The following is a 14758-nucleotide window of genomic DNA, read 5'->3' on the forward strand; positions in this document are numbered from 1 at the left end:
CTGCGGCAAACTCAACATGGCTATCGAATCATGACGGAACAGCAGAAGCCCTTACCCACGATATTCTGCGAAGAACCAAAAAATTTAGGCCTTACTGAACAATCAATCGGGAGTTCAACAAACAGTTGCCGCTACGCGGGGTAATTTCATCCGACGGACTTATTCGATGAGGCCAGCCAGCAGCGCCATCCGAAACGGCGCAAAAAAGCTGATCGAGACCGCCGTCATGCTGCGCCCGGCCCGACGCGCAATCACCAGCCCTAAATCGTATCGATGTTTTTTGCCTGGCCGAATTTGCCTTCAACAGCATTGCGAATGTCTTCGTCTGTCCTGATCTGACGCAGCCGTTCCCGGTTCTTTCTCGTCGGGTAAAGCTTGTCGGCATACAGCGATTCGATAGTGGCCGCAGCGCTCCCGGTACCGTTCGACATTTCGTTTCGGGTCGCAGCCTTCTTTGTGCTTGTTCCAGCTCACCTCACCTGCCCCCATTTACAAGATCACATGCTCTTGGCATTTTTCAGCTTCTTGCCACCGAAATTCTTCCGGCGTCAGGCCGCCTGATCTGCTGTGCGGCCCGATCGTCTGGTACTCTTCCTGCCGTTGCCCGGTGAACTGGTGGTCGTGATCATCTTTGGCTTGCCATTCATCCAGACCAGCCGATCCTGCGCTTCGCACACCAGCCCCGGAATTGATGTATTGATTTCAACGCAACGATAATCGCAGATGCATCTGTCCATGCCGTTCAAAATTTTGAACAGACGTCGCGCCTGACCCGTAACATCAGGCGTTCTTCACTGTGTCCGTTTGTGGTTGATCGCATAGCCGTCGTGTATCAACTGCCCGTGCAACCGACGATAGGCCTGGCGTTTATGCTCAGCGACCAGCTTTTTGAGCTGCCGGTGGAACTCCTTGAGTCGGTGGGCGTCGCTGACCGTGATGCCTCCGAACATCGATTTTCAGGAGTGCATCGTCGAATCGCTGATGCCGTACTTGCGGCAGCGTTCCTTGACCGGCAGGCAAGCATCGCCTCTTTCTCAGGAATGCATGGTTTTCATGCGGGTACCTGTTCTGGTTGAGTGTATCATTCACTTTCTCCACAACAGGGAGGTCTCGTTTTGCGGGGGGCAGGTCATTTGAATAGCGGAAGCAAGTAATGTCCTTTGGCAAAGAGTAATGTTCAATCCCTGTAACTATCTATTTATTATTTGGTTACAGGGATTGAAAATGGCGAGCGCCGTCTTGGGCGGTAATTGTGAAGCTCTTGTTCAGGGTTGCAGTTTTTCGAACCTGAAGCTGTCGAGGAAGCTCGTGTCGAACTCTCCACTTCTGAAAACCGGGTCGTGCATCACCTGCTTGTGGAAGGGAATGGTAGTTTTGATGCCTACGACGATGAACTCGTCGAGCGCTCTCGACATGCGGGCGATCGCTTCGTCCCGGGTGTGGGCGGTGACGATGAGCTTACCGATCATCGAGTCGTAGTTCGACGGCACGACGTAGCTTGCGTAGCAGTGCGAGTCGATTCTGACGCCGGGACCGCCGGGCGTGTGGAATACCTGGATTTCGCCTGGTGACGGCCTGAACATGTGTTCGGGGTCTTCAGCATTGATGCGGCATTCGATGGAGTGGCCCCTCGGTTCAAAGGTTTTTCCGGCCAGGCTGCCTCCGTCGGCGATACGGATCTGCTCCCTGACGAGATCGACATCATAGCGCTGCTCGGTGACCGGATGCTCCACCTGGATGCGGGTGTTCATCTCCATGAAGTAGAACTTCTTGTGCTTGTCGAGCAGGAACTCGATGGTGCCGGCGCCTTCATAGTTGATCGCTTGGGCCGCTGCGACGGCTGCCGCGCCCATCTCCGCCCGAAGCTCTTCGCTGACCACCGGCGACGGAGTCTCCTCGATCAGCTTCTGGTGGCGGCGCTGCACGGTGCAGTCGCGTTCGCCGAGGTGCACCACGTTGCCGTGCTGGTCGGCAAGAATCTGAATTTCGATGTGGCGCGGGTTTTCGAGGAATTTCTCGATATAGACGCCGCTGTTGCCGAAGGCCATGCCGGCTTCACTCTGGGCGGTCTTGAGATTTTTTTCGAGTTGTGCCTCTTCATGGACCACCCTCATGCCCTTGCCGCCGCCGCCGGCGGTCGGCTTGATGATGACCGGGTATCCGATCTTTTTGGCCGTTTCGATGGCGTGGGCGACATCTTCGACCAGCCCTTCGCTGCCCGGCACGACCGGCACACCCGCCGCAATCATCGTTGATTTGGCGGTGTTCTTGTCGCCCATCTTGTTGATCATCTCAGCCGAGGGGCCGATGAACTTGATGTTCGAGGAGTGGCACACTTGCGAAAAATCGGCGTTCTCGGCCAGAAAACCGTAGCCGGGATGAATGGCGTCAGCGTTGGTGACCTCGGCGGCGGCGATGATGCGCGGAATATTCAGGTAGCTCTCTCTCGAAAGCGGCGGCCCGATGCAGACCGCCTCGTCGGCGTACCTGACATGAAGGGAATCGGCATCGGCGGTCGAATAGACGGCCACGGTGCAAATGCCCATCTCCCGGCAGGTATGCATGACCCGCAAGGCGATCTCCCCACGGTTGGCTATGAGTATTTTTTTGAACAAGGTGCAGTGAAGATTGAATGTTATGGCTTGACTCGGTACAGAGCCTGATTGTATTCGACAGGCTGGCCGTTTTCGACGAGAACCTCGACAATGGTTCCTGAAACTTCCGACTCGATCTCGTTCATCAGCTTCATGGCTTCGATGATGCAGAGCACATCGCCGGCCTTGACCTTGTCGCCTTCGTTGACGAATGGAAGAGAATCCGGAGAGGGCGAGCGGTAAAAGGTGCCCACGATGGGCGAATGTATTTCGATAAGGTCCGTAGCGGCAGCCGGAGCCGGTTGCTCTGGCACGGCCTGGCGCACTGCAGGCTGAGGCGCCTGAACGGGTTGCGCGAAGACAGGAGCGGTCGGTAAGACAGCCTGGGCTTTCGAGTTGTTTCGTCTCAGCGTGATTTCGGACTGACCATCCTTGATGATCACTTCATCAAGAGATGACACGTTGACGATCTCGATAAGCTGCTGAATTTCCTTGAGGTTCATGATTGTGGTCTTAAGATTTTACGCGCAATTCGGTAATAACAGTCAAAACAGTCACTTTTTAACTCGGTCCATGTATTCGCCGCTACGGGTGTCGATGCGGATAATGCTGCCGGTCTGGATGAACATCGGCACGTTCACCTCTGCGCCGGTTTCGACGATGGCCGGCTTGGTGCCGCTGGTGGCGCGGTCATCCTTGCTTGCCGGGCTGGTTTCGGTGATTTCGAGTTCGACGAAGGTCGGTAATTCGACTTCGAGGATCGAGTTGTCATCGGCGAAGACGATATCGACCATCACGGAGTCCTTGAGGAAGCGTGAGGCCGGACCGATGGCCACTTCAGGCACGTTGATCTGGTCGAAGGTCTCGGTGTCCATCATGACATAGTCGTTGCCGTCACGATAGAGGTACTGGTATTTCTTTCTCTCGGTGACGATGACATCGACCTGCTCGCTGGCGCTGAAGCGGTATTCGACGTTGCGGCCGGACTTGAGGTTTTTCATGTTGGCCTGGTAAAAGGCGCGAAGATTACCGGGTGTGCGATGCACGAGACTTTCGATGCTGTGCGGCACCCCATTCCATCGGATGATGGCGCCTCTCGAGACGTTACTGATTGAAACCATGAGTTGACTTGCAGATAGGCGATACAGTGCTGAGCCTGAATATCGAAGTTGAAAAGTTAAAGAAACGCAATATAATACAGCCGGGACTGAATAACAATGACCAGCCAAGAGCCGCGTGGTTTCAGGGATAAAAACAAATTGGATGTTTGTAGCTCAGTCTTTAAATTGAATTATAGTAGTAATTGGAAGCAGGCAAGCTGATTTTCCTCCAACGTAAATGGTAAACTTCTTATGTCGAAAGCCGAGTTAGTAGAACAAATTGCAGAACAGACCGGTTTGACCAAGGCTGATGCTGAAAGAGCGGTTAATGCATTCATCAATGTAGTGACCTCGTCTCTGAAGAGTGGTGACGATGTGACTCTCGTCGGTTTTGGCACTTTCACCACCGGTGACCGGGCAGAGCGTCAGGGGCGTAATCCCCAGACAGGCAAGACCATCACTATCGCTGCAAAGAAGGTTGTCAAGTTCAAGCCAGGCAAAGCGCTGAAAGACGAGGTCGGTGGCTGAGTCATTACCGGAGCGTAAAATACCATCATTCGAGTTTTCAAGGTCCATCATTCGCCTGCGCAGTGATGGACTTTTTGTTAAGGAGCAAGCATACTATGGCGGCCAAAGTAGTTCTGGATTTTGAAAAACCCCTCTATGAGCTTGAAGAGAAGCTCAGTGAAATGAGGGTTTATCTGAAAAGCGGCGAGGTCGATTCTCTTTCGGAAGGTCGCTCAGGCCTGAAGCGTGAGATTGAAGCGCTTGAAGCAAAGGTCGAATCGCTTCGCAAAACGATCTACAAGAACCTGACCCGATGGCAGAAGGTCCAGTTGGCGCGCCATCCCGAACGTCCTTATACGCTCGATTACATCTATATGATGATGAAGGATTTCGTCGAGCTGTCTGGAGACCGGAATTTTGGTGATGACAAGGCGATCATTGGCGGCTTTGCCCGACTTGCGGATGAGGCGACCGGCTTCTCGCAAAGCGTCATGGTCATAGGCCACCAGAAGGGACGCGACACCAAATCGAACCTTTACCGGAATTTCGGCATGGCGCAGCCCGAGGGCTACCGCAAGGCGCTTCGGCTTATGAAAATGGCCGAGAAGTTTCGAAAGCCCGTTATTACGCTGATCGATACTCCGGGCGCTTTTCCCGGCATCGAGGCAGAGGAGCGCGGACAGGCCGAGGCCATTGCCCGGAACCTCTATGAAATGGCTTCTCTGAAAGTGCCGATCATCTGCGTCATCATTGGCGAAGGAGCCAGCGGAGGAGCCATCGGCATCGGCGTCGGCGACCGCATTCTCATGGCTGAGAACGCCTGGTACTCGGTCATTTCGCCGGAAAGCTGTTCCTCGATTCTCTGGCGAAGCTGGAATTTCAAAGAGCAGGCAGCCGAAGCGCTCAAGCTCACGGCGGACGATCTGCTGGCCCAAGGCATCATCGATCGGATTGTGACCGAACCGCTCGGCGGGGCGCACCACAATCCCGAGGAGATGGCCGCGACGCTCAAGGCGATTCTGATCGAGGAGTTGCAGGGATTATTGCCAAAAGCCCCGACCACACTGGTGGATGAGCGCATCGCAAAATTCTCCTTGATGGGAGTGTGGGAAGAGAGTTGACCGTTTTCCACCGCGAAAGCAAAAAAAGCAGGCCCGGATTTCCGTAGCCTGCTTTTTTTATGTCCCGCTTGCGTTCGCCTCTTGTCCACGCTGTCCATTACGTCCATCGTCAGGGCAAGCCACTGTGGCTTCTCCGCTGCGACAAAAAAAACCGGCTCGAAGCCGGTTTTTTGTTGGTATTTCGCGAGGATCAGTTGATCGTCCAGGTGCTGTTGCCGGCGAGCAGCTCTTCGAGCGTACCTTCGCCTTTTTCCTGCGCCTTGTCGATCTGGGCGTCCAGAGCTGCTTCATAGGTGAAGCGGTCTTCGACGTAGAAGATGCCGAACGGCCTCGGGAGGAACTCTTCGGTCGAGTTAGGATCGTCGAAGAAGCGTGACAGAATGTTGGCCTTGATCAGGTCATTCTCGTCGTGAATCCAGAGATCGTCTTTCGAAATGCTCGACGCTTCGAGGTCGATGACTGTCGGTTTGAAACCGTCGAGGCGGATGCCTTTCGATCCGTTGCTGCCGAAGACCAGCGGCTGGCCCTGTTCGAGGAAAAGGGTCGTGTCCGCTTTCCGCTCCTTGTCGGTGAATGGGCCAAAAGCGCCGTCGTTGAAGATCGGGCAGTTCTGGTAAATCTCGACGATCGAGGTGCCTTTGTGAGCGTGGGCGCGCTTGAAAATCTCCTTCATCATCTTGCCGTCGCGATCCATGACGCGCGCCACGAAGGTGCCGCCAGCGCCGAGGGTCAGAGCGATGGTGTTGATCGGGTGATCGACCACGCCGCTCGGCGAGGTGACGGTTCTCAGGCCAACCTTCGATGTGGGCGAGTACTGTCCCTTGGTCAGGCCGTAAATCTCGTTGTTGAACAGTACGACGTTCAGGTCGAGATTGCGGCGAACGGTATGAATATAGTGGTTACCACCGATGGAGAGGGCGTCGCCGTCGCCGGTGCCGACCCAGACGCTGAGCTCGGGGCGGGCGGCCTTCAGGCCGGAGGCCATCGCCATGGCGCGGCCATGGATACCGTGCACACCGTAGGTGTTGATGTAGTACGGCAGCCTCGACGAGCAGCCGATGCCCGAAACCACGACCACCTCTTCGGTTTTCAGGCACAGTTCGGCCATCGCGGCCTTGAGCTGTTGCAGGACGCTGAAGTCACCGCAACCGGGACACCATTTCGGCTCCTGGTTTGACGTGAAATCCTTGGCGGTCAGACAGGTATGTGTATCGGTCATGATTCAGAGCTCCTTTAAGATATCGGTGATTTTTGCTTCGATTTCCATCTCGTTGAACGGCAGGCCCTGAACCTTGCTGAAGCCGACCGGTTCGATGAGGAACTTGTCCCGGATCATGCTGAGCAGTTGCCCGCAGTTGTTTTCGGGAATCAGCACTTTTTTGTAGTTGCCGAGCATCGCGCCGAGATTTTTCGGGAACGGGTTGATATAGCGGAGATGCGCGTGGGCGACGTCCAGACCACCTTCGCGAGCCTGCTCGACGGCTTTCTTGATGGCGCCATAGGTCGAACCCCAGCCGAGAACGAGCAGGTCGCCTTTTTCCGGGCCGTTGTCGAGGGTGAGATCAGGAATGATATCAGCAACATTTGCGATCTTTTCGGCGCGCAACCGGGTCATGAGCGCATGGTTTTCCGGATCGTGGGAGACATTGCCGGTCTCGTGCTGTTTTTCGAGACCGCCGATGCGATGCTCCAGGCCTGGTGTGCCGGGAATGCCCCACGGCCTGACGCAGCGTTCGTCGCGCTTGTACGGCAGATACGGTGGATCGTCAGATTTGCGTTCCGGCGAAAACACCGGAGTGATCGATGCCAGCTCGTCGGGCGACGGCACCAGCATCGGCTCGGAGCTGAGCGCGAGGTAGCCGTCGGTGAGGCAAAGCACCGGCGTCATGTACTCGACGGCGATCTTCGCGGCTTCGTAGGCTGCATAGAAGCAGTCAACCGGCGTCATGGCCGCGATGACCGGCATCGGGGCTTCGCCGTGGCGTCCGTACATGGCCATGAGCAGATCCGACTGCTCTGGTTTGGTCGGAAGACCGGTTGAGGGGCCGCCCCTCATGACATTGATGATCACCAGAGGAATTTCGAGAATGACCGCGAGGCCCATCCCTTCGGTTTTGAGCGCGAGGCCGGGGCCGGAGGTGTTGGTGGCGGCAAGCGCGCCGCCATAGGCCGCGCCGATGCTGGTCAGTACGCCGGCAATTTCGTCTTCGGCCTGAAAGGTCTTGACGCCCCATTTCTTCAGACCGGCAAGCGTCTGCAAGATTTCCGATGCCGGGGTGATCGGGTAGGAGCCGAGAAAGAGCTTCAGTCCAGCCTTTTTGGCGGCAGCGGCCAAGCCGATAGCCGAGGCTTCGTTGCCAGTGACGCGGCGATAAAGGCCACCTTTTTTCTGTGCCGGAGCGACGCAGAAGCGGCCATGCTGCGAGAACATCTCGGTTTCATCGCCGAAGTTGTAGCCAGCCTTGACGGCTTTGATGTTGGCGTCGGCAATATCCTGCTTGTTCTTGAACTTCGATTGCAGGGTTTCGATCGTGGTTTCGAGCGGCAGGCTGTAGAGCCAGTAGAGCACGCCGAGCACAAACATGTTTTTGCAACGGTCGATGATCTTGATGCTCAGGCCGGTCTCGGCAAGCGCCTGGCGGGTAAGGCTTATCACCGGGATTTTGAATACGGTATAGTCGTTCAGCGAGCCGTCCTCGAGCGGATTGTTCGCTTCGCCGTAACCCGAAAGATTCAGGTTTTTGGCGTCGAACCCTTCGCTGTCGGCGATGATGATGCCGCCGTGGTGCAGATTGTTCAGGTTCGCCTTCAGCGCGGCGGCGTTCATGGCGATCATGACATCGAACTTCGCGCCAGGGGTATAGACGCCGGTCGTTCCGAACTGCAACTGAAAGCCCGATACGCCCGCCACAGTACCCGCAGGAGGTCTGATTTCCGAAGGAAAGTTCGGAAAGGTGTTCAGGTCCGAGCCGTAAACGGCCACCGTGTTGGCGAACTGTGTGCCGGTAAGCTGCATGCCGTCACCGGAGTCGCCGGCAAAAAGCACTGACACGCTGGTTTTAGAAATTACCATGTCATTTTTATTTAGGATTGCGGTGTCACTCATGGGTATCCCCTCTTCCTCTTTTCAGAAAAAAGTTCTGGGCGACAAAAAAACCCCCGCAAATGATCTGATCATTGCAAGAGCTGATGTCGTGGTTGTATGGAGAAATTCTCTCAACGGCGGGTTCGGGCAGACAATACTTGACCCGAGGCAAATTTTTGCCGATCTAAAAAATATACGGCATTACGGCTGTCGATGCAAGAGTAACTGAGGGTTATTCCGGTTTTTTCTTCTCGACCATCATATTGTTTTCTTTCAGCCAGGCCTGCCACTCCTCCTCCTCCCTGACCGGGCACTGGTTGCTCAAATCGCAGATGTCGCAGCGCATCAGGCCGTAAATCTGATCCATCCAGCAGCCATTGGTGCTTTTTTTTACTTCATTGACGTAGTTCGGATTAGCCATCGTTTTTCTGACGCCAATATCCATCAGGTCGAGGATGTCTTTCCTCTTTTTCGAATGTTCGATTCCCCAGCTCATGACATGAATTCCCGTTTGCTGTTGACAGGAGAAGTCCTTTTGGTGGTCTTATAATTCCTATAGGACTTATAAGACCTATAGGTCCTATAGGAAAAGAGTTACGACGAAGTTTACTGTTCTATTCGCCTTGTCACTAAAAAAATAATATAGCGTCTTTTTTGTTAACACAATTGCCGATGCCTGGAATAACGAGGGTTCCCAGCTAAAATTGCTCCTCATAAAATCCGTTGGCATCGGGGCTGAAAAACCGTAAATTTCCGCCCAAAAACTGCTGCGGCTGCTGTTTTTCCGTCTGTCGCAGTTCAACCCACAAGGGTGTCGCCGGATTGCCGTCACTGATTTTCCCGATGCCCGCAAGCTACAGATACCTATGAATTCACGAGAGATACGGCAGTCGTTCCTCGATTTTTTTGCCAGCAAGGAGCATCGCATCGTGCGTTCCGCGCCGGTCATTCCCGCTGAGGATCCCACCCTGTTGTTCACCAACGCGGGCATGAACCAGTTCAAGGATGTCTTTCTCGGCAAGGGCCAGAGGGAGTACGTCCGCGCGGCGGATACGCAGAAGTGCATCCGCGCTTCGGGCAAGCACAACGACCTCGAAGACGTAGGGCGCGATACCTATCACCACACCTTTTTCGAGATGCTCGGCAACTGGTCGTTCGGCGACTATTATAAAAAGGAGGCGATTGGCTGGGCGTGGGAGCTGATGACGGGTGTCTGGAAGCTGCCGAAAGAGCGTCTCTACGCCACGGTCTATCAGGACGACGACGAGAGCCTCGAACTCTGGAAACAGGAGACCGACATCGATCCGTTGCACATCCTGAAGTTCGGCAACAAGGACAACTTCTGGGAGATGGGCGAGACCGGCCCGTGCGGCCCCTGCTCGGAAATTCATATCGACCTCACCCCCGACGGTTCGGGCGGCCCGCTGGTCAACGTTGGCGACCACCGCGTCATGGAGCTGTGGAACCTCGTTTTCATCCAGTACGACCGCCAGGCCGACGGCAGCCTCGAACCGCTGCCGCAGAAGCATGTCGATACCGGCATGGGCTTCGAGCGCGTGGCTGCCGTATTGCAGGGCAAATCCTCGAATTACGACAGTGACGTATTCGCTCCGCTCTTCGAGCGCATCACGGAGCTGACCGGTGTCGCCTATACCGCCTCGCTCGACAGCCCGTCGGACATCGCCATGCGCGTCATCGCCGACCACTGCCGCACGCTCACCTTCGCGCTTTCGGACGGCGCGATGCCGGGCAACGAGGGGCGCGGCTACGTGCTGCGCCGTATTTTGCGACGTGCTTTGCGCTACGCGGGCACACTTGGCTGCCACGAGCCGATCATGTACAAAATGGTCGAGGTGCTGGCGGGCACAATGGGCGACGTTTTTCCGGAGCTGGAGAAGCAGCGGGCGACGGTCGAAAAGATCATCCGCGCCGAAGAGGAGAGCTTCCTCGTCACCCTCGGACGCGGCACCGAAATCTTCAACGAGGTGGTCGTCGGGATGAAAACCGCCGGAACCACCACCATCTCCGGCGCGGACGCCTTCAAGCTGTACGACACCTTCGGCTTCCCGCTCGACCTGACGCGCCTGATGGCTGCCGAAGTCGGCCTTGGCATCGACGAGGAGGGTTTCGAGCACTGCATGACCGAGCAGAAAACCCGCGCCCGCATGGACCGAAAGGACAAGATGCAGGTGCAGGATGACGGCGGCGAGTGGCAGCGCTTCACGGAGGAGCAGCCGACCGTGTTCGTCGGTTACGAGACGCTCGAAACGGCGGCATCGCTTGTTGCCGTCCGGGTCAGTGGCGACAAGCTGCTGGTGGTGCTCGACCGGACGCCCTTCTACGCCGAAAGCGGCGGCCAGACTGGCGACCACGGCACACTCGAAACCGCCGGATACCGCCTCGACGTCACCGACACGCGCAAGGATGGCGAGCAGATCGTTCACGTCGTCACCTCGGCGCACGACAAAGTGCGCGACTGTGCGATCTCGCCAGCCGACGTAATTTTCGATGGCGTGGTTTCCGTCGAAGCCGCCGTTGACCGCAGCCGCCGCGTGGCCACCGAGCGCAACCACACCGCGACGCACCTGCTCCACGCCGCGCTGCGCAAGGTGCTTGGCGAGCACGTCCAGCAGAAAGGCTCGCTGGTTACGCCGGAGCGGCTCCGCTTCGATTTCAGCCATTTCTCGAAGGTGAGCGCCGGGGAGCTGGAGCAGGTCGAGCACGAGGTCAACGCCGAAATTCGCAAGGCGGCCAGCGTCACCAAACACGCCGACGTGCCGTATGAAGAGGCGCTTTCGCTCGGCGCTCTCGCCTTCTTCGGCGACAAATACGCCGACCGCGTTCGCGTTGTCGAAGTACCGGGCATCTCCATCGAGCTGTGCGGCGGCACTCACGTGGGCAACATCGGCCAGATCGGCCTGGTCAAAATCGTCAGCGAATCGTCGGTCGCCGCGGGAATCCGCCGCATCGAGGCGGTCACCGGCGCGGCCGCCGAAACGCTGCTCTGGCAGGAGTATCGCAACCTTCAGGAGATCAAGCATCTGCTGAAGCTCAAGGCGGACGAAGAGGCCGGGCCGAAAATCCGCGAATTGCTCGAAGAGAAAAAGTCGCTCGACAAGCAGCTTCAGGAGAGCCGCCTCGCCGGATTGCTCGACCGTTTGGCCGCATCGCTGGCTGGAGCCGAGGAGATCAACGGATGCCACGTCATGACCGAGCGGCTCGACGGCGTTGGCGCGGACGAGCTGCGGCAGGCCGCCGTGGCGCTGCGCGAGCGCGTACCCTGCGCGGTCGGCCTGCTGTGCAGCGTGGCCGACGGCAAGGTGTCGCTGGTTGGCTTCGCATCGGACGAAGCGGTAAAATCGCTGAAACTCGATGCGGGCAAGCTGGTGCGTGAAGCCGCGGCCTGCGTCAAGGGCGGCGGCGGCGGCAAGCCCGAACTGGCGACCGCTGGCGGCAAGGAGCCTGCCGGAATCGACAAGGCCATCGAGGTTTTCGTCGCGTCGGTCAAGACTGCGTTACAGTGAGTAACGGTTTGAAAATGAATGAGTTATGCTGATTTTTGACTGTTTTTTTGGACGATGTGAACGCCCCTCGTGCGATGGTTGCGGCCTGGTGCCCGTCCGCAATTTGCGGCGTGCGCTCAAGTCGCGCTCGATGAACAAGAGCGAAGAGTCGTGCGTCGATCCGGACGAGTCATGGAAAAAAGCGGTGGATGCAACGCTTGCCGGAAAGTCCTCGGCAGCGAACAAGTCATCCGCCAAACGCAAAAAGCGCCTGCTGGTTCCGCGCGAAGAGATTCCGTGGTTCCCGGTCATCAAGCCGGAGCTTTGCAACGGCTGCGGCGACTGCAAGGTGCTCTGCAAGCCCGGCGTCTTCGAGCTTGGCGAACCCGACCCGACCGGCATTCACCGCCCGAAGCTCGTCGTCGCCCACCCCATGAACTGCCTCGTCCTCTGCGACCGCTGCGTCCCCATTTGCACCTCCGGCGCGATCGTGTTGCCGAAGAAAGAGGAGTTCGAGAAGTACGTGGAGTATCTGGATTAATTGATAATGGGGATGAAGATGAGGAAACGACTGCTTGCGCCGAGGGAGGATATCTCCTGGTATCCCGCCATCGATGCGGAGATTTGCAACGGCTGCGAAGCTTGCGCCGAGTTCTGCCGCCCCGGAGTCTTCGCGCCCGGCGCTCCGGAGCTGGACGCCGCAGTGGTGAAACGCCCGAAAATGCAGGTTGCCCACCCCATGAACTGCCTCGTCCTCTGCACCCGCTGCGAGCCGGTCTGCCCCTCCGGCGCAATCACCCTGCCTGACCCGCGCGATTTCGAGCGCTTCGTGGAGTACGTGGAGTAGCCAAAAGCAGTGGACTGAGCGGACGTTGTGGACAGTGCAGGAATTGACGTTGCGTTACCGGTTCGCCTCTTTTGCCGTTGTCCGTTTTTCCCTGTTTACACCGCCAGCGAATCCCTGTCCCTGAATCCCATCAAATACAAAATTGCGTCGAGGCCTAACGTGGAAATCGATTGCCGCGCCGTTTCGCGCACGATCGGTTTGGCGCGGAAGGCTATGCCGAGTCCGGCCTTGCCGAGCATGGGGAGGTCGTTGGCGCCGTCGCCGACCGCGACGGTCTGTTCGAGGCGGATGTTCTCCGTGGCGGCGATCTCTTCGAGCAGTTCGGCTTTGCGTTTGCCATCGACGACCTGGCCTATGACGTTGCCGGTCATTTTGCCGTCAACAATCTCCAGCTCGTTGGCGAAGACGTAGTCGATGTTGAGCTTTTTCTGCAAATAGCGCCCGAAGTAGGTGAAGCCGCCGGAGAGGATGGCGGTTTTGAAGCCGAGGCGGTGCAGGTTGTGGAACAGAAGCTCCGCGCCTTCGGTCAGTTGCAGCCGTTCGGCGACCTTTTGGAGCGTCGATTCCTCCAGACCCGCCAGCGTCGCGACACGCTTTTTCAGGCTCTCGGTGAAGTCGATCTCGCCGCGCATCGCCTGCTCGGTGACTGCCGAGACCAACTCTCCCGATCCAGCCTCTTTCGCCAGTTCGTCGATCACCTCTGACGTAATCAGCGTCGAATCCATGTCGAAAACCACGAGCCGCCGGGTGCGGCGGAAGATGTTGTCCTCCTGGAAGGCGATGTCCACACCGAGGCTGTCGGTGATGTCGAGCATCTCCGCCCGGAACTGCTCTTCGTTCGAGGGCGCGCCCCTGAGCGAAAACTCGACGCACGCCTTGGTGCTGCCGGGGTCGCGCTCGTCTTCGAGCGGCATTCGCCCGGAGAGGCGGCTGATAGTATCGATATTTAGGCCGTGGTTCGAGACCAGCGAAGTCACCTGTTCGAGGTGCTCTGACGTAATTTTCCGGCCAAGCAGCGAGAGCAGGTAGCGTGGTTTGCCCTGTTCGCCGACCCATTTGTGGTAATCGCGTGTGGTGACGGGAGAAAAATCGATTTCGATGCCGAGGGTGTGCGCCGAGTAGAGCAAGTCCTTGAGGATCGGCGCGGAGGCGGACTCCTTCGGCACTTCGATGAGCATCCCGAGCGAGAGGTGGTTGTGGATGACCGACTGGCCAATGTCGAGCACCGGAATGCGGTACTTTTTCAGAACGCAGGTAATTTTCGACATCAGGCCCGGCTTGTCCGGCCCGGATATGGTGATAAGCAGCAGTTCGCGCATGTGCTGGAGGTGTCGGTTAAGCCCTCGTCGAGCGGAGGGTGAGCGGCAAGGCATTTTCTTGTAATGGCTTATGGCCTCGCCCGGTTTGCGGGAGAAGCACGGGGAAAGATAGCGTTGTTTTGCGAAGGTTCAAAAAGCGGGGAGAGGTGGAGGATGGCGGGTTGATCCAGTATTTTGGGTGGCCTGCGAATGTTGTTCACATTTCACAGTGAGGAAAAATGGGATGATTAAAACCGAGGCGGACTGGAAACCTAATAGTGAGGTCTCTTGTTTTTTTGTGTGTGAAAATGCGCTACATTGTAGCTACAAAAAGGAGTAAAAGTATGGTGGAAAATTCTGTTGTGCGCGCCAGGATCGATGCTGAAACCAAGGCAGAGGCCTCGGCTGTGCTGGCAAGTATAGGGCTTACGTTGTCTGATGCAGTAAGATTGATGCTGAAGAGGGTAGTCGCAGAAAAGGCGCTTCCATTTGAGCCGCTCGTTCCGAGTGCCGAAACGATTGAAGCAATCAAAGCTGCTCGACGTGGTGAGCTGAAAACGGCCAGCTCCGTGAAAAATCTGTTCAAGGAATTGAATGCGGACGATTAAGTTCACCAATCGCTTTAAGGGCATCTCTAAAAAGAGCGATTTGAAATATTCTTCTGACCAGCGACATCGAAACAAGGCGATATTGCCCTGCAAAC

The 14758-nt window shown here is 56.8% G+C and carries 15 protein-coding genes and 1 pseudogene; 6 read left to right on the top strand and 10 right to left on the bottom strand.

The genetic code is table 11. The features are described 5' to 3' along the window. Positions 1-204: 204 nt before the first annotated feature. The 6 genes and pseudogenes from FGF66_RS12995 to efp form a co-directional block, all read right to left on the bottom strand. Positions 205-474: pseudogene (locus FGF66_RS12995) on the bottom strand (IS5/IS1182 family transposase); the annotation flags it as partial. A gap of 74 nt (positions 475-548) precedes the next feature. Then, on the bottom strand, positions 549-737 hold the full coding sequence (locus FGF66_RS11835) for a hypothetical protein (RefSeq protein WP_139457835.1): 189 nt from the start codon (positions 735-737) through the stop codon (positions 549-551). Between the two features lie 54 nt (positions 738-791). Further along, positions 792-950, bottom strand: a complete 159-nt coding sequence (locus FGF66_RS12740) for a hypothetical protein (RefSeq protein ID WP_170181366.1) — start codon at positions 948-950, stop codon at positions 792-794. Between the two features lie 315 nt (positions 951-1265). Beyond that, entirely contained in the window at positions 1266-2615 is a 1350-nt protein-coding gene (accC, locus tag FGF66_RS11840; RefSeq protein WP_139457836.1) for an acetyl-CoA carboxylase biotin carboxylase subunit, read from the bottom strand. A 20-nt stretch (positions 2616-2635) separates the two neighbouring features. Further along, the gene (gene accB, locus FGF66_RS11845) at positions 2636-3097 is read right to left on the bottom strand and encodes an acetyl-CoA carboxylase biotin carboxyl carrier protein (RefSeq protein WP_139457837.1); all 462 of its coding nucleotides are present in this window, start codon (positions 3095-3097) and stop codon (positions 2636-2638) included. A gap of 51 nt (positions 3098-3148) precedes the next feature. Continuing rightward, a complete protein-coding gene (gene efp, locus FGF66_RS11850) occupies positions 3149-3715 on the bottom strand; it encodes an elongation factor P (protein WP_139457838.1) in 567 nt (188 codons plus the stop codon). Between the two features lie 231 nt (positions 3716-3946). Here efp and FGF66_RS11855 point away from each other — a divergent pair, with 231 nt between their 5' ends. Together FGF66_RS11855 and FGF66_RS11860 are read left to right on the top strand one after the other, a co-directional pair. After that, the gene (locus tag FGF66_RS11855) at positions 3947-4222 is read left to right on the top strand and encodes an HU family DNA-binding protein (protein ID WP_139457839.1); all 276 of its coding nucleotides are present in this window, start codon (positions 3947-3949) and stop codon (positions 4220-4222) included. Between the two features lie 95 nt (positions 4223-4317). Further along, positions 4318-5322, top strand: coding sequence for an acetyl-CoA carboxylase carboxyltransferase subunit alpha (locus tag FGF66_RS11860; protein WP_139457840.1), 1005 nt, complete (start codon positions 4318-4320; stop codon positions 5320-5322). 190 nt (positions 5323-5512) lie between these two features. Here FGF66_RS11860 and FGF66_RS11865 read toward each other — a convergent pair whose 3' ends face one another. From FGF66_RS11865 to FGF66_RS11875, 3 genes are all read right to left on the bottom strand, one after another. Beyond that, complete coding sequence (locus tag FGF66_RS11865) at positions 5513-6541, bottom strand: 2-oxoacid:ferredoxin oxidoreductase subunit beta (protein ID WP_139457841.1); 1029 nt, start codon at positions 6539-6541, stop codon at positions 5513-5515. Positions 6542-6544: 3 nt separating this feature from the next. Further along, positions 6545-8428, bottom strand: coding sequence for a 2-oxoacid:acceptor oxidoreductase subunit alpha (locus FGF66_RS11870; protein WP_139457842.1), 1884 nt, complete (start codon positions 8426-8428; stop codon positions 6545-6547). A 211-nt stretch (positions 8429-8639) separates the two neighbouring features. Next, positions 8640-8903: a hypothetical protein gene (locus FGF66_RS11875; protein ID WP_139457843.1), complete on the bottom strand. Its 264-nt coding sequence runs from the start codon at positions 8901-8903 to the stop codon at positions 8640-8642. A gap of 370 nt (positions 8904-9273) precedes the next feature. On the opposite strand from FGF66_RS11875, the gene alaS reads away from it, so the two are divergent. Genes alaS through FGF66_RS11890 form a run of 3 tightly spaced genes read left to right on the top strand, consistent with a single transcriptional unit; the run spans position 9274 to position 12757 of the window. Continuing rightward, positions 9274-11931 (top strand): alanine--tRNA ligase, encoded by a 2658-nt coding sequence (gene alaS / locus FGF66_RS11880; protein ID WP_139457844.1) that lies wholly within the window; start codon positions 9274-9276, stop codon positions 11929-11931. A 25-nt stretch (positions 11932-11956) separates the two neighbouring features. Then, complete coding sequence (locus tag FGF66_RS12745) at positions 11957-12451, top strand: 4Fe-4S dicluster domain-containing protein (protein ID WP_170181367.1); 495 nt, start codon at positions 11957-11959, stop codon at positions 12449-12451. A gap of 18 nt (positions 12452-12469) precedes the next feature. Beyond that, positions 12470-12757 (top strand): 4Fe-4S dicluster domain-containing protein, encoded by a 288-nt coding sequence (locus FGF66_RS11890; protein ID WP_139457845.1) that lies wholly within the window; start codon positions 12470-12472, stop codon positions 12755-12757. Between the two features lie 95 nt (positions 12758-12852). Here FGF66_RS11890 and serB read toward each other — a convergent pair whose 3' ends face one another. Further along, positions 12853-14076: a phosphoserine phosphatase SerB gene (serB, locus tag FGF66_RS11895; protein WP_139457846.1), complete on the bottom strand. Its 1224-nt coding sequence runs from the start codon at positions 14074-14076 to the stop codon at positions 12853-12855. 323 nt (positions 14077-14399) lie between these two features. Here serB and FGF66_RS11900 point away from each other — a divergent pair, with 323 nt between their 5' ends. Then, positions 14400-14663: a type II toxin-antitoxin system RelB/DinJ family antitoxin gene (locus tag FGF66_RS11900; protein ID WP_139457847.1), complete on the top strand. Its 264-nt coding sequence runs from the start codon at positions 14400-14402 to the stop codon at positions 14661-14663. Positions 14664-14758 lie beyond the last annotated feature (95 nt).

Origin of the sequence: Chlorobaculum thiosulfatiphilum, assembly GCF_006265165.1 — a bacterium.
In the GTDB taxonomy this organism is placed as follows: Bacteria; Bacteroidota; Chlorobiia; order Chlorobiales; family Chlorobiaceae; genus Chlorobaculum; species Chlorobaculum thiosulfatiphilum.

Excerpts from the sequence above, each read along its gene's own strand:
- FGF66_RS11835 (WP_139457835.1), bottom strand. The coding sequence starts at position 737 with ATGGACAGATGCATCTGCGATTATCGTTGCGTTGAAATCAATACATCA.
- FGF66_RS12740 (WP_170181366.1), bottom strand. The coding sequence starts at position 950 with ATGTTCGGAGGCATCACGGTCAGCGACGCCCACCGACTCAAGGAGTTC.
- accB (WP_139457837.1), bottom strand. The coding sequence starts at position 3,097 with ATGAACCTCAAGGAAATTCAGCAGCTTATCGAGATCGTCAACGTGTCA.
- efp (WP_139457838.1), bottom strand. The coding sequence starts at position 3,715 with ATGGTTTCAATCAGTAACGTCTCGAGAGGCGCCATCATCCGATGGAAT.
- FGF66_RS11855 (WP_139457839.1), top strand. The coding sequence starts at position 3,947 with ATGTCGAAAGCCGAGTTAGTAGAACAAATTGCAGAACAGACCGGTTTG.
- FGF66_RS11860 (WP_139457840.1), top strand. The coding sequence starts at position 4,318 with ATGGCGGCCAAAGTAGTTCTGGATTTTGAAAAACCCCTCTATGAGCTT.
- FGF66_RS11865 (WP_139457841.1), bottom strand. The coding sequence starts at position 6,541 with ATGACCGATACACATACCTGTCTGACCGCCAAGGATTTCACGTCAAAC.
- FGF66_RS11870 (WP_139457842.1), bottom strand. The coding sequence starts at position 8,428 with ATGAGTGACACCGCAATCCTAAATAAAAATGACATGGTAATTTCTAAA.
- FGF66_RS11875 (WP_139457843.1), bottom strand. The coding sequence starts at position 8,903 with ATGAGCTGGGGAATCGAACATTCGAAAAAGAGGAAAGACATCCTCGAC.
- alaS (WP_139457844.1), top strand. The coding sequence starts at position 9,274 with ATGAATTCACGAGAGATACGGCAGTCGTTCCTCGATTTTTTTGCCAGC.
- FGF66_RS12745 (WP_170181367.1), top strand. The coding sequence starts at position 11,957 with ATGCTGATTTTTGACTGTTTTTTTGGACGATGTGAACGCCCCTCGTGC.
- FGF66_RS11890 (WP_139457845.1), top strand. The coding sequence starts at position 12,470 with ATGAGGAAACGACTGCTTGCGCCGAGGGAGGATATCTCCTGGTATCCC.
- serB (WP_139457846.1), bottom strand. The coding sequence starts at position 14,076 with ATGCGCGAACTGCTGCTTATCACCATATCCGGGCCGGACAAGCCGGGC.
- FGF66_RS11900 (WP_139457847.1), top strand. The coding sequence starts at position 14,400 with ATGGTGGAAAATTCTGTTGTGCGCGCCAGGATCGATGCTGAAACCAAG.